We start from the raw sequence: 14,526 nt of genomic DNA, 5'->3' as shown, positions 1-14,526 counted from the left end.
CGGCGGCTTCGCGACCGCGTGGCACTCACTTGCCGAGGTTGCTCAGGAAACGCTTCGTGTATTGCAGTACCGTCGTGCTGGGTACGGAGTTGCAAGTGGGCGAGGCGAATCCACCGGAGCACGGGTTGTCGCGGTCGAGCGACCAGAAGTGCAGGCCCGCTAGCTTGTTGGCGACTGCATAGTTGGTGACCGTGTCGATATCGGCGACGGTGAAGGTCTCGCTCGAGACATCGTTCACGCCGATCATCGGGGTGATCTCGATCTTGCTCAGCGGGATGCCGTAGGTGTGTTGCAGGTTGATCACCGCCTGGATCGCGGATTGGCCCATGTCGCAGCTGCCGTTCTTGACCACACAGATGCCCGGTCCCGCCGAACCGTAATCCATGGTCATGAGGTTGATGGTGTAGTTCTTCAGGCCTGAGGCCTTCACGGCACGTACGACCGCGTCACCCGTGGCGTTCACGCCGCCGAAGCTTCCATCGGACGCCGCCAGCGTGGCGAGGGTGAAGGAAAAGCGCAGGTTCGGGTACAGGCCTTCGGCGTAGACAGCATTGCTGACCAGGGCGTTGAGTTGTGCCGGCGTTTGCCCACTCTCGATGTCGAAATCGACACCGACCATGTGCGAGGTCATGTACGTGGAGAGGAACTTCGCCATGCCCGTCGCACTGCCGCACGTGAACACGCCCGCCTGGCCGCCGGTCGATACGACATAGTTCACGCCCGCGCTGTTCAGCCGCGCGATGTTGGCGCTGGCGAAAGCCGCCGCGGGCACGCCGCCCCAGTTCTCGCTTCCGCACTCACCCGTGGCGAAGGCCAGTGTGATCGCGCCGAGGTTCGGCACCTGGGTGGAGACGAGGCTGCCGCTGCCCACGACCGGCAGACGCGTGCCCGTCACCATCGTCGACATGACGTTGGTGTTCCAGTCGAGGTTGATGGTGATGTCCTTGTAGGGACTGAAGAGCAGGGTGCCGCTGGTCGGGGGCGGATTGTCCGGCGGCGGGTTGTCGGGTGGTGGCGTATCGCCACCGGTACACGAGCCCTGCGAAGTCCATGGTTGCCCCGATCCGCTGCCTCCATTGTTGGTGGCGGGGTCGTTGCCTTGCGTCCACCAGTTGGCAACGTAGTTGGTGCCGTTCTCGCTGGCCGTGTTGCCGGCGGTGTAGACCGCCGTCGCGTTCCATGCGGCGGCGCAGGCACCGGCCGCATGGGCCTGTCGCATCGGCACCATCGAAGAAAGGGCGATGGCGATAGCCACGCCTAGCGTGCCCGAACATCCACCGATAACCGCACGAGACCGCACACCGGATGTCTTCATGAACATGGAGCGCCTCCTGACCGAAAGTAGTTGGAAGGGGCCCGCTGACTCACGGCCGATACCGTGTGTTCCCCGTTCCCCTGGTGCGTTCGGCGCGGAGCAGCCGCGGCGAAACGCGGCTTCGGTTTAGTCCTCAATGACAACGTTGTCTATTTGCAATGCGGCGAAATGTGACCGTCGGCGTGAATGATATTTAACGAATGAATGGCGCGGTGCGGCGGGCGGACCGGCGTCCGGGAGCGGAATGATCGTTAAAATAGTTGCCTTGGCACCTGATGCACCGCATCAGGTGCCAAGGCGACTTTCGGCGGTCGAATGTCCACGAATGACAACGACAGCCAAAGGGTCTGCGACCTCAGTCAAGCTCCTTGATCCGGATGTTCCGGTACGAAATGCGGATGGGCTCGATGCCCTTGTCTTCGCCGCCTTGCAAGGCGATGTGCCCCTTATGGAAGCGGGCGAAGTCGGGCATCTTCGCGAACTTCGTCCTTGCGACGAGGGCATTCCACTCGGGCGTCCACAGTGTCGTGTCGACGGTTTTGTGGCCGTTCTGGAAAAATTGCACGTGGCCGTGGTCGACGATGATTTCCACCGCGTTCCAGTTGCCGTGTTCCTTCACGTTCTCGATGTCCGAGGAAATGAGGTCGAACAGGTCGCCGGAGCGTTCGTACAAGGTGTAGCTGTCAGGCTTGGTGCAGACCAGGTCGGCGATCTGCATCTCGGGGCCCGTCTCCCAGGTCTCATGGTACTTCGGTGACTCCTGCACGTTGAACATGATGCCCGCGTCGGCGCAGGGCGTCATCGTCCATTCGAGCTTCAAGTCGAAGTTCTCGTATTCCTTGTCGGTGACGAGGTCGGCGAAATCGCGGGCCGGCGCCTTGAGGTCGCGCTGGAGCTGGATGGTGCCGTCGGCGACGCTCCAGTCCTTGCCGATGCCTTTCTGTCCGAACGAATGCCAGCCGGCAAGGGTCTTGCCGTCGAACAGCGAGGTGAAGCCCGGTTCCTTGTCCGCGGCGTGCGCGGACAAGGTGGCGAGGCAGCAGGCCGCCGTGACGATCTTCAAACGGGTGCGAATCATGGGACGCTCCGGGGGATGGGATGGCGAGCGTAACGCACTTGGCGGGCAACGCCATGCGTCCACGTATGGACGTCTGGACTTCCATGGTGTGTGGACGGCTCAGCCTATCTTGCGATGCTTCTTCAGCTCCACGCGGATCTGCTCGAGCAAGGGCGCGACGGCCTGCGGTTCCCGCAACGAGCGCAGCGCCGTGCGCAGTGCCCGAAGATCCTGCTTGGCGCCAAGGGCATCGGAAAGTTTCGCCATGGCATGTGCCGCGGCCTTGTCCTCGTGGGCGCGGTGATGCGACGACTTGGCGGCCACCTTCAACACCTTGCGCCAGACGTCCAATTGCATGCGCAGGCGTCGTGCACGGCGGCGCCAGCGATGCAGGCTGGCTGGTGACGGGTCATGCGATGCGCGCTTGTGCGCCTTGGCGACGCGTCGCTCCGAACGGGCGATCGCCTGTTCGACGGTGTCGCGCCGTACCTCTTGCCAGGGCAGTGCCTCGATCGCGCCGGCCAGATCGCGCAGTTCACGGCGCCGCTTGAGGAAGCGCGGGTCCTTCGCGAGCACAGCCGCGAGGCGCCCCTCGCTACGATGTTCCAGGGCTTCGATGACATGTCGCCACTCGGGAGAAGGCGAGGGTCCGGCTACCGCGCGGGCCGTGTTGACCGCCACGTACGCGTCCCGCAGCGGCGACAGTCCGATGGCCAGGCGCGCGAGGATGGCTTCGATCGACGGCAGTGAATCAGCGAAGGGTTCCGCTGCGAGGATGAGCAGGCTCTTCAGGCGGCGAACGGCCTTCCGCGCCTCGTGGACGCCACGGTGGCACTGTTTCGGATCCGACAAAGCGCGCATGGCGGCACGGCATTCCCTGACCGCGAAGGAAGCGAGGGCTTCGGCGATGCTGGGCGCGGCGGTCTTGGGCATGCGCATTAGATAGCAAAGTTGATGGCGCGGCACCTGGTGCCGTCTCCGATCCCCTCGCAAGGGCGTCAGTACCCGGCCCGTTATTCGACCGGGGGACTGCCATCCGAGGTGCCATCCGGATCGGCCGGCTTGCGCCGCCGCCGGGGCTTGGGCTCGCTCGCGGCGATCAGGGCTTGCAGGTATGCGACGCCTTCCTCCGGGGGGAACCAGGAGACCACATCCGCGACCGTGAGGCCGTGCCGCAGGCGCAGCGCTTCGAACTCGGCGCGGGCACCGGCCAGTGGATCGACCTTGGGTGGCCGCCCACGACGCTTCGGGACGACCGGTTCGGGAGTCGCCGCCTTGGTAGGCACGGGGTCGGCCGCGGGGGGCTTGCTTCCCGAGGCCTGGCGGTCGAGGGCGGCAAGTTCCTCCTGGAACTGCTTGAAGTCGTATTTGCCGGACGAGTTCATCGTACTGCTTGAAGCTGGAGGAGTTCCCATTGTGGCACGGCCGTTCGCCGCCGGCTTGAGATTGGCGGCCAAATCAACGTGACGATTGTGTGACCAATGCGACGCAAGTGGCTGTCGCGTAAGGCGACGTATGACTTATCCACACGGTTATGCAGGTGCTTTCCACAGCACCTGTGGATATCAGGAGACGCTGGCCTCGGCACCCGTGGAGATATCGTCCGCGTGGTTGTTGCGGAAGATCTCACGAGCCACGTCGCGCTGATGGCCGCTGTCGGTATGCACCGAGATCAGGATGCTGCCCTCGCGCACCTTCGCATCGTAGCGCTTGGCCTCGAACTCGGGGATGCCCATGCCGACCAGGGCGCCGATGAGCCCGCCCGTGGCCGTGCCCACCGCGGCACCGCTGAGCGCCGCCATGATGGGGCCGGCGGCGATGAAAGGCCCTATCCCAGGAATGGCAAGTGACCCGACACCTGCCAGCCAGCCCAGCCCAGCGCCAAGCCCGAATCCAACGACTCCCCCGGCGGTCGCGCCCTCGGGCGCCTTCGTGTGGTGCTCGTGCGCGAAGTCGCGGGTACCGCGGCGGTCGGGCAGAAGGGCGGAGATATCGTCGCTGGTGAAGCCGGCCTGCTTGAGTTCGAGGACGATGTGTTCGGCCTGTTCCACGGTGCGGGCGGTGCAATAGACGGACGCTTTCATGGGAGCCTCGACGCGGCGGCTGCGGTGGCCGCAGTACGCCCGAGCCGTCGTGAACCGGCGGTGGAATGCGCGCGAAAGCGAGCGCTCAGGCGGCGCGGAAGGTCACCACGAGTACGTCGCGATGCGACGCCTTCGCGGCGTCGAGGGGCGTCACCGGCGTTACCCCATGGAACACCCGCGGGTCGTGGATCAGCGCGGCGTCGAACGGCTGCGCCAGCGTGAACTCGCCGAGCGCGCGTCCGTCGGGAGAATGGATCGTCGTCGTTCCGCTGGCGATGTTTTCCCGGTCGACCAGTAGCACAAGCACGTAGTCGACCCCGTCGCGATGGCTGCCTTCCGGGGTGGGCTCGCCCGCGGCACCGGCGGTGGCTTCGATGCGGAACTGGTGTACCTCGACATGCCAATGGTCGACTTCGGGCGAGAGCCCCCCGAAGAAGTCGCGGCAGAAATCGAGGATCGCGCCCATCGTGGCGCCCGTGGCGATCTCCGGAAGTACCGGTTCGAACCAACGCGCGATATCGCCCTGCAGGCTGTTGTAGGCCAGGGTCTGGAAATGGGCCTGGTGAGGCTTCGGCTCGACGTGGCCGAAACGCGAGGCGGCGAAGGTCGCGTGGCGACGGCGGCGGAACCGCCCCGTGGCGGCGAGGTAGGTATCCGGCTCGAGTGCATTCCAGCTGGCGACAAACGCTTTCCAATCGTTCAGTGGCGCCAGGTGTTCGACCAGGGTGCGCATGTGTGGCCCGTCCACGAAGGCGAAGCCCTCGTCCCGGACCTGGTCGTGGAGGGTCGTTTCACTCACTTCGAGGGGGGCGTTCATGAGCCGCAGTATACGGCGGCGGCCCGCTACCGCATTGCGGCAAATGGCCCGGCCAGCCTGCCGAGGGTTCAGATGGCTTCGTGTTCCGGATCGCCGTCGTGTCCCTGGGCCCTGCGTGCCTCCGCCGCTCGTCGCGTGTAATGGGCCCGGATCTTGTCGAGGGTGGCCTCATCCAGCTCTTCCAGGTCGAGCAAGGCCGGGTTCGCCCCATTCAGCGCGTTGATCAGCTCGTCGAGCTTGATCTGCATCGCCGCGGTGTCGCGGTTCTGGGTGTTCTGGATCAGGAACACCATGAGAAAGGTGACGATCGTCGTGCCGGTGTTGATCACCAGCTGCCAGGTGTCGTTGAAGCCGAAGACGGGCCCCGTTACCGCCCAGATCACCACGATGGCCACGGCGGTGGCGAAGGTGGCCGGCTTGCCCGACGCCTTCGCCACCGCCATGGCCATGCGGGTGAAAAAACTCTGGTCGTTGCTGTCGCTTGCCATGCCGGCGTCTCCTCTTTCACTTCGCCCATGCGGCCGGGCGGCCACAACGTGCGCAGGGTGTTTCGTTGCCCGTGAAGCACGAGCGAAGAGCCGAGGAGCATCGCAAATGAACGAATGGTTCGAATTATCGGAGCCGTGGTGGCACTTCGCCGCCCGTGGCGTACTGACGTATGTGGGCTTGCTTGTCCTCATGCGGGTCTCGGGCAAGCGAAGCTTCGGCGAAATGTCAGCCTTCGACGTGCTGGTGCTCGTGCTCGTCGGCGGAACCCTGCGCACGGCGATCATTGGCGACGACCATAGCTACCTGGGCGCCTTCATCGGCGTGGCCAGCATCCTTCTGGCGAACAAAGGGATGGGCTGGTTGTGCACTCGCATGCCGCGTTTCAACCGCATGGTAGAAGGATTGCCTGCGGAGCTCGTGCGCAATGGCAAGCGCGATCCGGTGGAGATGCGGCGCCAGGATCTTCCCGAGGCCGCATTCAATCGTGCCCTGCACGCGGCGGGCATGGAGGACGAAAGCACCGTGGTTATCGGCCGGCTGGAACCGAACGGGAAGATTACTTTCGTCCGGGACATGGGGAAGCAGACCCTGCGCTGACGGGCGCCGCTCAGGGCATGTGGAGTGGCTGGGGTTTGTCCAGCGCGGCCAACAGCGAACCGTCACGCTGGTACACGTCGGGCTTGTAGGCGAGCTTTCCGTCGTCGGCGATGTCGACGGTCCAGTACGCGAGCAGTACCGGTACCGCCGTCGGCAGCGTCACGTTCTGGGTCTTCCGGGTGGCGATGCGCTCGTCGATCACCTGGCGGTTCCATTTCTGCTCGTCATTGAAGAGTAGTTCGACCAGTTCGAGCGGGTGTTCCACCCGGATGCACCCGGAGCTCGTATCGCGCTTGGCTTTCTCGAAGAGCTCCTGGTGCGGCGTGTCGTGCAGATAGACGGCGAACGAGTTGGGGAACCGGATGACCACTTGCCCGAGGGAATTTCCCGGTCCGGCGTCCTGCCGCAATGTGATGCCGCGCGGGTTGGCCCAGTTCACCTTCGAAGGCGATATCGCATTGCCGCTGCTGTCGAGTACGCGGATGCGATTGTTGGCCAGGTAGGATGGATTCTTGCGAATCTTCGGCAACACGTCGTTCTTGAGGATGGTAGGTGGGATCGTCCACGTGGGATTGAAGGTGACGTAGGTGATCTGCGAGCGGAAAATCGGCGTGCTGCGGTAAGGCTTGCCGACCTGCACGCGCGATTTCCATACCGGGTTGCCGTCGCGGTAATAGGTCACCTTGTAGCCCGCCACGTCGACCACGACGAAGGTTCCCTGCAGGGAATGCAGCAACCAGCGTGCCCGCTCCAGATTGGCCCGGACCTGGCCGATGCGATCCTGGATGGATACGTTGAGCGCGGCGATCGTCTCGCTGCCCACGCTGCCGTCGGCATCCAGGTACTGGTCGGACTGGAAGCGTTTGACCGCGTCTTTCAGCGGATTATCGAAATGCTCGCCTTCCGCGAGCGTCGGGTCCAGGTAGCCGCCCGCGACCATGCGCGTGCGCAACGCGGCGACGCGGGTATCCGTCATCCCGGGTTTCAGCACCGGGCCGTCCGGCACGGTGGGCCAACCGCCCGCCGCCGCCGTCGCGCGAAGTTGGGCGAGGGCCTCGCGCAGCTTCGCGTAAAGGGGGTTCTGCGGCCTCGCCGTGGCGAAGGCCTGGTCGATGCTGCGTTCGTCGATCGAGGTTTGCAGCAGCGCCATGCCTTCCTGGGGGTCGATCGCGGTGGGATCGAAGTTCCAGGTCGGGTCCAGCCGTACCGGGTCCACCTTCCCGCGGGCCAGTTGAACCAGCGCCGTGATGTAGGCGCCCGTCGCCGTCACTTCGAATTCGGCTCGCCGCTGGGGCGATGCGCCCGCCCAGTCGGGGGCTTCCACCGTCGCCTTCAGTGGGGAGAGCTGGTAGTCCTCGGGTAGCAGCCCGTCGCCTTCGACAGAAGCGAGCCCCGTCAGTAGCTGGTGTACGTTGGCCTCGTCCGTCCACGCGGCGGCGTAGTGGCGTTGCGCGTAGAAGTCGGCCACCGCCTTTCCGAGCGCGGCGTCCTGACGTGGCAGTGGGCCCCCTTCGAGGGGCGTCATCTGCTGCAGTCGGGCATAGATGGCTTGCGCGAGCGGGTCGTCGGACGGAGGTGGCGGGGGTACGCTGGCGGCCGGTGCAGGCACCGTGGCCACGATAGGTGGCGGAGAGGCCGCGGATGAGGGCGGTGAAGGAGGGGACTGGCCCCAGGCCGACGCGGGGAGGGCGCCCCAGAGCGCCAGGAGGGCAAGGAGGCGTAACGGCTTGGCTTCCATGGTCATTATCGGTGCTTCCTTTGTCGAACGTTGATTACCCTACGCTTTCACCTATCTGAATGGCAAAGAAGTGACGGCGTTGTGGTCAATAAATGATCAGCACGTTAGGATGCCCCGTCGTATTCCCTCCTGGCTGGCCGCATGATTCGACCGTTTCGAACGCTCCTCGCGTCCGCGCCGCTTCTTGGCGCCCTGTTCTTCCTCCCCGCCCAAGCCCACGCCGCCGATTCGCTCGGCGACGCCTTGTCGCGACTGGCGCCGTCGGCCGACCCGAAAGTGATCGGTCTGGCTGTCCAGGCGGCGGAGTGTGCACAGACGCAGGGAGGCCAGCCAGCCGACCGTCTCGCCGTGATCGATTATTCGAAGCCCTCCTCGGAGCCGCGCCTGTGGGTGTTCGACACGGTCAATCGAAAGCTGCTTTTCCAGGAGCTGGTGGCGCACGGCAAGAACAGCGGCGATGCGAACGCCACGAAATTCTCCAACGCGCCTGACAGCCTCGCATCCAGCCTTGGCCTATTCCGCACGTCGGATACCTACACCGGGAAGAACGGCTATTCCCTACGCATGACGGGGCTCGAGCCCGGCGTGAACGACCAGGCGATGGCGCGCGCCATCGTGATCCACGGTGCGGCCTACGTGAACGAGGCGATGGCGAAAGTGGCGGGCCGCATCGGCCGCAGCTGGGGTTGCCCCGCGGTCCGCACCGCCATCGCACATAAGCTGATCGATGCCCTCAAGGGCGGCCAGATGGTGTTCTCCTATTATCCGGACAAACGCTGGCTGACCTCGTCGAACTACCTCAAATGCTCCAACGGCCAGCTCGCCAAGGCCGAGGCGAACGTCGTCGCACGCGCGGGTACCTGATCGCAGGTGGCTCGTCGCGCTAGAATTCCCGGACCCTTACCGTGGAATCCAGCATGAAACACGTTCTTGCGATCGCCGCCTGCACCGTCCTCGCCGGCTGCGCCACCAGTGGCATGACCGACACCCTGCCCAAGCTCAGCAGCAAGACGGGCAAGAGCGTGACGGCTTACGTTCAGTGCGTGGAGCCGAAGTGGCAGGCCCTTTCCAAGGACTCCAAGGGCGATGCGAAGGAAGACAAGGGCCGCGTGACCGCCAATGACGATGGTAAGCACGAGCGCCTCGACGTGACCGCCAGCGGCGCCGGGGCCCAGGTCGTGATGTACGAGATCCAGAAGGGCAAGGGCGACTACGACAGCCGCTTCCGCGACGACGCCATTTCCTGCCTTTGATGGTTCAGACGCGCGGGCGGGATTCCCTCGCGCGTTCCACGGCGTCCAGCAGTTGGGCGCGGTCGAAAGGCTTCTCCAGGAACACGGCGGACAGCGGGAAGGGCTCCAGGTCCTGGGGCAGCCGGCTGGAGACCACCACGATCGCGGTGTTCGGGCGCTCGCGGATCAGTGCCTGAAGCAGGCCCGTTCCCCGGCGTTCGCCAGGGGTGTCGGCATGGATCACGACGAGGGCCAGTTCCGGCAGTTCGTTGAAGGCCCGCTTCGCGTCGCGATAGGTGACGGTGGCGCGCGCCGCGTAGCCCGCGTCGGCGAGGACGAGGGCCACGGTCTCCGCCACCAGGTGGGCCCGGTCGAAGACGAGGGCGGTGGGCGTATGGGCGGGCTTGACGGTCATCGCGAGAGTCTAGCGCCGAAATTGCCGTCTTGGGCAGATGGGATGAGCGGTCTGGAGAAGGATTTTCACGTACCCTCTACATTGCGGAACGAATGCTGCCTTCATCCTCTACGGAGTGTTTCCCCCATGCGCCACCTCGCCCTTACCGCCCTCGTCCTGCTTGCCGGCTGCGCCACCCAGAACGAGCGTCACGTCGGTATTCACGACGTGCCTTCCAGCACGGTCTTCGGTTACCAGGACCCCAACGGCGGCGACGCCACCATCAACATCGTTCGCGAGCAGGGCCTCTGGGGCGCTGGCTGCTCTTCGGCCATCTATGTCGACGACAAGGCGGTGGCCGACATGGAGATCGGGCAGCAGCTCGTCCTTCACGTGCCTTCGGGCGCGCGAAAGCTCAGCATGCTTCCGCACGGCGCCTGCTCGGCGGATAGGGTCGAAGCCGATGCCAGCCTGGGCCAGGGCGAGGCGAAGACATTCACCATTCCGGCCAGCGGCGAAGGGCTGGGCACGCAAGCGCCGCCGAAGGCCTGAGCGTTCGTTCTCACCCGTGCGGCGGCCTCGCCATGCCGCCGCCATCCGACCAGGAGAGTCGTATCGTGCATCGACGTATCGTTGGCCGGTATTCCGTGGAAGTCCGCACGTTGAAGACGTCGGCGGGCCGCTGGAAGGCGGCCTATATCGTCGAGCCCGCGGCCTATGCCGGTCCCCGGGACTTCGTGATGATCACCTTGCTCGACGAATTCGAGGAAGAGCGCCTGGCCGTGGACGCCGCCATGGAACGGGGGATCAAGCACGCCGACTGGCTCGCCAGCGCCAGGCGCGCCTATTCGCGGTGACGTGACCGCGACGGCGACCCGCTCATAACGCGCCCGCGACGGATCGCCACCTAGCTTCGTCCGCAGCAAAGGCCGAGGGGGCCTTTCCCGGCGGAGCCACCCACTTGCAGCGCACGACCCTCTACGTACCGTTCAACGCGTCGTCCCGCGGGCAATGGAGCCTGCGCCGCAATGCCGAGCTGGTCGGCCAGTTTCCCACCCGCGAAGAAGCCCTGCGTCATGCGCTGGCGCTGGCGGCGGCGATCCAGGCCCAGCAGGGTCAGCCCGCCGAGATCAAGGTCGAGGACGAATCCGGGCTGTGGAGGCTCGCGGGCGCGGATGCGGGCGACGAGGTCGCCTAGCGGCTTCCCAGGCGTCGCAGGATCTGAGACCGGAACACGGGATAACAGGCGCCCCAGTGCCCGGTAGTTCCCATGGCCGCCTATCTGAAAGCCCTGCGCACCGACGAGGCCGACTCCGCCCTCGCCACCCACCATGACGGCCGCACGCTTGCGCACCGTCTCACCGACAAATATGGCGACCGGGTCTGTTCCGCCTTCACGGTGTTCGGCCGGGAAGGGAGCTTCGTGCCCCTGCCGGACGATCTCCCGGCGGGATTGGCGCGTGCCTTGGCCGCGCGCGGCATCGACCGCCTTTACAGCCACCAGCAGGAAGCCTGGGACGCCGCGCGCGGGGGCAGGCATGTGCTCGTCGCGACGCCGACGGCATCGGGGAAGACGCTCTGCTACACGATGCCGGTACTGGCATCGGTACTCGAATCGGGGGCGAAGGCCCTCTACCTCTTTCCCACCAAGGCGCTGGCGCAGGACCAGGTGGCCGAGCTGCTCGACATCAATCGCGCCGGCGACCTGGGCGTGAAGGCCTTTACCTTCGACGGTGACACCCCAGGCGATGCCCGGCAGGCGATACGCCTGCACGGCGATGTCGTGGTCAGCAACCCTGACATGCTGCACCAGGCCATCCTCCCGCACCACACCAAATGGGCGCAGTTCTTCGAGAACTTGCGCTACGTGGTGATCGACGAGATCCACACTTACCGTGGCGTGTTCGGTTCGCACCTGGCCAACGTGCTTCGGCGGCTCAGGCGCATCTGTGCGTTCTATGGAGTGCGCCCGCAATTCGTGCTGTGTTCGGCCACGATAGGCAACGCCACGGAGCATGCCCGGGCGCTGATCGAGGACGAGGTGGTCACCATCGCACGCAGTGGTGCGCCCAGCGGCGACAAGCACGTCTTGTTGTGGAATCCGCCGGTGGTCAATCCGGACCTGGGCCTGCGTGCGTCGGCCCGGTCACAGACCAACCTTATCGCGCGCGTGGCCATCAAGGCGAAGATGAAGACACTTGTGTTCGCGCAGTCGCGGTTGATGGTCGAGGTGCTTACCAAGTACCTGAAAGACGTCTTCGACCATGACACGCGCAAGCCCGCACGTATCCGCGCCTATCGGGGCGGCTATCTTCCGACGGAGCGGCGCGATGTCGAGCGCGAGATGCGGGCCGGCAACGTCGACGGCATCGTCTCGACGTCCGCGCTCGAGTTGGGTGTCGACATCGGCAGCCTCGATGCGGTGGTGTTGAACGGCTATCCGGGATCGATCGCGGCCACCTGGCAACGGTTCGGCCGGGCCGGACGTCGGCAGCAACCATCGCTCGGCGTGCTGGTCGCCACCAGCGCGCCGCTCGACCAGTACCTCATGCGGCATCCCGCCTTCCTCACCGAAGCAAGCCCCGAGCACGCGAGAATCCAGCCCGACCAGCCGCTGATCCTGCTCGACCACATCCGTTGCGCCGCGTTCGAGCTGCCGTTCGTCACGGGCGATGCGTTCGGCCCGGACGACGCGGAGCCTTATCTCCAGGTGCTCGCGGAGTCCGAGGTGCTTCACAACGAGGGCGACCGCTGGGAATGGATCGCCGACAGCTATCCGGCGAACGCCGTGAGCCTGCGCTCGGTCGCCGATGGGAACTTCGTGGTGGTGGATCGCACGGAAGGCCGGCAGACGATCATCGCGGAAGTCGACTATTCGGCCGCCGCATTGACGCTCTACGAGGGCGCCATCCACATGATCCAGTCCGTACCGTACCAGGTCGAGAAACTCGACTGGGACGGACGCAAGGCCTATTGCACGCGCACCCGTGTCGATTACTACACCGACGCCATCGACTACACCAAGCTGAAGGAGCTGGAATGCTTCGATGGCAGCAAGTCGGGCGAGGGCGGCGCCCGGCACGGCGAAGTGCACGTGGTGCGCCGGGTGTCGGGGTACAAGAAGATTCGTTACTACACCCACGAGAACATCGGCTACGGCCCGGTCAACCTGCCGGACCAGGAACTTCATTCGACGGCCGTGTGGTGGCAATTGCCGCAGACGGTACTGGACGAAGCCTTCCGCTCACGCCAGCATGCGCTCGACGGCTTCCTCGGCGCGGCATACGCCCTGCATACGGCGGCTGTCGTCGCGGTGATGGCGGAACCGCGCGACCTGCAGAAGGCCGTCGGTTCCGGAGACGGCGGCTGGTCCGCCCAGGTGGATGCTCGTGGTCGTGGGCAGGTCCGGGCACCGGATGGTGGGCTCGCACTGCCGGATGCGCTGGAACGCTTCCTGCCGACGGTTTACCTGTACGACAACTTCCCCGGCGGTGTCGGGTTGAGCGAGCCCTTGTTCCGCCGCGCGCCGGAGTTGCTGCGGCATGCCCTGGGTACGGTCGAGGCGTGCGAGTGCAAGGCAGGGTGTCCCGCGTGCGTGGGGCCCGTGCTCGCGGCCGACGAGGGGCGGGACGAGACACCGCGGGCATTGGCATCTCGCGTGCTGCGGCTATTGGGTGCGGGTGCATGAGCGACCTGGCGTTGAAGCTGGCCATCCTGCGCCGGCAGGCCGGAATCGCCGCTCCGCAGGAATCGCCGATCGTGTCGGCGATGGGTGCTCGCGACACCGCTCCCATTCCTTCCGCCACCCGCGTCCCCGACCTTGCCACCCTCCGTCGCATGGCGGGCGTCCGCGATCGCCTCGCTCAACCAAGGACGTCCCTCCGCCCGCACACCCGGGACGTCCCCGGCGACGAACTCTCACCCGGCCTGCGCTACATCGAACGACGCTTCGCCTGGGCCGAGCCACCCGCGGAACTCGATCTCTCGTTCGCGAAGCTCACCGTCGCCCGCCGTGAGCAATTCCTGCACTTCGATACCGAGACCACGGGGCTCGCCGGCGGTACCGGCACGCGTGCCTTCATGATCGGGGCCGCGGACTGGCACGAGGGTGCCTTGCGTGTTCGACAGCTCTACATCACGGCGATGTCGGCCGAATCGGCCATGCTGCGGGAATTCGCCCGTTGGGTCGACCCTGAAACGGTACTGGTCAGTTACAACGGCAAATCCTACGACGCCCCCTTGCTGGCCACGCGCTATCGGCTCGCACGATTGACGAACCCGCTGCCTGGCTGCGCGCATGTCGATCTGCTGCATCCGATGCGTCGCCGCTACCGGCAGATCTGGGAAAACTGCAAGATGCAAACCGCCGAGCGCAAACTGTTGCGTATCGTCCGCGAGGACGACCTGCCGGGTTCCGAAGCGCCACGCGCATGGCTCACCTACCTGCGCGGAGGTTCGTCGGCGAACCTGGTCCGCGTGGCGGAACACAATCTTCAGGATGTTCGCAGCCTCAGCGGCCTGCTTATCGAGGCGCACGGCTGGGCCACGCTGGACGCGGGCGCCGTTTCGCCGCCCGGTTACGAAAAATAGACGCCGCTCCGCGCAGGCTCGTGCAGGCAACGTTGAGGAGCCGACGCATGAACGAACCCAGCAAACCCTGTGACCACGTGGGCTGCAATTGCCAGGTACCTGTATCGAGGGACTATTGCAGTGAAAGCTGCCGCATGGCCGCCGAGAGCCAGAACATGGGCGGCGCCTGCGAATGCGGCCATGCCGCCTGCCAGCAACGGCCCTGAACGGACC

General features: G+C 65.5%; 18 protein-coding genes. 9 read left to right on the top strand and 9 right to left on the bottom strand.

The window, feature by feature from the left end:
- Window positions 1–25: 25 nt before the first annotated feature.
- The 7 genes from QFZ41_RS01270 to QFZ41_RS01240 form a co-directional block, all read right to left on the bottom strand.
- Window positions 26–1,321: a carbohydrate-binding protein gene (locus QFZ41_RS01270; protein WP_429197091.1), complete on the bottom strand. Its 1,296-nt coding sequence runs from the start codon at window positions 1,319–1,321 to the stop codon at window positions 26–28.
- Window positions 1,322–1,670: 349 nt separating this feature from the next.
- A complete protein-coding gene (locus tag QFZ41_RS01265) occupies window positions 1,671–2,393 on the bottom strand; it encodes a 3-keto-disaccharide hydrolase (RefSeq protein ID WP_429197090.1) in 723 nt (240 codons plus the stop codon).
- Window positions 2,394–2,492: 99 nt separating this feature from the next.
- The gene (locus tag QFZ41_RS01260; protein WP_429197089.1) at window positions 2,493–3,305 is read right to left on the bottom strand and encodes a CHAD domain-containing protein; all 813 of its coding nucleotides are present in this window, start codon (window positions 3,303–3,305) and stop codon (window positions 2,493–2,495) included.
- Between the two features lie 80 nt (window positions 3,306–3,385).
- Window positions 3,386–3,757: a 2-hydroxyacyl-CoA dehydratase gene (locus QFZ41_RS01255; protein WP_429197088.1), complete on the bottom strand. Its 372-nt coding sequence runs from the start codon at window positions 3,755–3,757 to the stop codon at window positions 3,386–3,388.
- 180 nt (window positions 3,758–3,937) lie between these two features.
- Window positions 3,938–4,456, bottom strand: a complete 519-nt coding sequence (locus QFZ41_RS01250) for a hypothetical protein (protein ID WP_429197087.1) — start codon at window positions 4,454–4,456, stop codon at window positions 3,938–3,940.
- A gap of 85 nt (window positions 4,457–4,541) precedes the next feature.
- Window positions 4,542–5,273 (bottom strand): 2OG-Fe dioxygenase family protein, encoded by a 732-nt coding sequence (locus QFZ41_RS01245; RefSeq protein WP_429197086.1) that lies wholly within the window; start codon window positions 5,271–5,273, stop codon window positions 4,542–4,544.
- Window positions 5,274–5,341: 68 nt separating this feature from the next.
- On the bottom strand, window positions 5,342–5,761 hold the full coding sequence (locus tag QFZ41_RS01240) for a low affinity iron permease family protein (protein WP_429197085.1): 420 nt from the start codon (window positions 5,759–5,761) through the stop codon (window positions 5,342–5,344).
- Window positions 5,762–5,867: 106 nt separating this feature from the next.
- Between QFZ41_RS01240 and QFZ41_RS01235 the strand changes: the two genes are divergently transcribed.
- Entirely contained in the window at window positions 5,868–6,359 is a 492-nt protein-coding gene (locus tag QFZ41_RS01235) for a DUF421 domain-containing protein (RefSeq protein WP_429197084.1), read from the top strand.
- Window positions 6,360–6,369: 10 nt separating this feature from the next.
- Here QFZ41_RS01235 and QFZ41_RS01230 read toward each other — a convergent pair whose 3' ends face one another.
- On the bottom strand, window positions 6,370–8,103 hold the full coding sequence (locus QFZ41_RS01230) for a L,D-transpeptidase family protein (protein ID WP_429197083.1): 1,734 nt from the start codon (window positions 8,101–8,103) through the stop codon (window positions 6,370–6,372).
- 135 nt (window positions 8,104–8,238) lie between these two features.
- Between QFZ41_RS01230 and QFZ41_RS01225 the strand changes: the two genes are divergently transcribed.
- Window positions 8,239–8,961 (top strand): murein L,D-transpeptidase catalytic domain family protein, encoded by a 723-nt coding sequence (locus QFZ41_RS01225; RefSeq protein WP_429197082.1) that lies wholly within the window; start codon window positions 8,239–8,241, stop codon window positions 8,959–8,961.
- 53 nt (window positions 8,962–9,014) lie between these two features.
- The gene (locus QFZ41_RS01220; protein ID WP_429197081.1) at window positions 9,015–9,350 is read left to right on the top strand and encodes a hypothetical protein; all 336 of its coding nucleotides are present in this window, start codon (window positions 9,015–9,017) and stop codon (window positions 9,348–9,350) included.
- 4 nt (window positions 9,351–9,354) lie between these two features.
- Here QFZ41_RS01220 and QFZ41_RS01215 read toward each other — a convergent pair whose 3' ends face one another.
- Window positions 9,355–9,744 carry a hypothetical protein gene (locus tag QFZ41_RS01215; RefSeq protein WP_429197080.1) on the bottom strand — a complete coding sequence of 130 codons (390 nt, stop codon included), beginning with the start codon at window positions 9,742–9,744 and terminating at the stop codon, window positions 9,355–9,357.
- Window positions 9,745–9,870: 126 nt separating this feature from the next.
- Between QFZ41_RS01215 and QFZ41_RS01210 the strand changes: the two genes are divergently transcribed.
- The 6 genes from QFZ41_RS01210 (at window position 9,871) to QFZ41_RS01185 (ending at window position 14,519) form a co-directional block, all read left to right on the top strand.
- Entirely contained in the window at window positions 9,871–10,275 is a 405-nt protein-coding gene (locus QFZ41_RS01210) for a hypothetical protein (protein WP_429197079.1), read from the top strand.
- A gap of 65 nt (window positions 10,276–10,340) precedes the next feature.
- On the top strand, window positions 10,341–10,580 hold the full coding sequence (locus QFZ41_RS01205) for a hypothetical protein (protein ID WP_429197078.1): 240 nt from the start codon (window positions 10,341–10,343) through the stop codon (window positions 10,578–10,580).
- 104 nt (window positions 10,581–10,684) lie between these two features.
- Window positions 10,685–10,921, top strand: a complete 237-nt coding sequence (locus QFZ41_RS01200; RefSeq protein ID WP_429197077.1) for a hypothetical protein — start codon at window positions 10,685–10,687, stop codon at window positions 10,919–10,921.
- Between the two features lie 72 nt (window positions 10,922–10,993).
- Window positions 10,994–13,411, top strand: a complete 2,418-nt coding sequence (locus QFZ41_RS01195; protein ID WP_429197076.1) for a DEAD/DEAH box helicase — start codon at window positions 10,994–10,996, stop codon at window positions 13,409–13,411.
- The gene (locus QFZ41_RS01190) at window positions 13,408–14,313 is read left to right on the top strand and encodes a ribonuclease H-like domain-containing protein (protein WP_429197075.1); all 906 of its coding nucleotides are present in this window, start codon (window positions 13,408–13,410) and stop codon (window positions 14,311–14,313) included. Before QFZ41_RS01195 ends, QFZ41_RS01190 begins: the two co-directional genes overlap by 4 nt.
- Window positions 14,314–14,360: 47 nt before the next feature.
- Complete coding sequence (locus QFZ41_RS01185; protein ID WP_429197074.1) at window positions 14,361–14,519, top strand: hypothetical protein; 159 nt, start codon at window positions 14,361–14,363, stop codon at window positions 14,517–14,519.
- Window positions 14,520–14,526: the final 7 nt, after the last annotated feature.

Source organism: Luteibacter sp. W1I16 (assembly GCF_050434905.1).
Classification (GTDB): Bacteria; Pseudomonadota; Gammaproteobacteria; order Xanthomonadales; family Rhodanobacteraceae; genus Luteibacter.
This window is presented reverse-complemented; position numbering and strand designations above follow the sequence as displayed.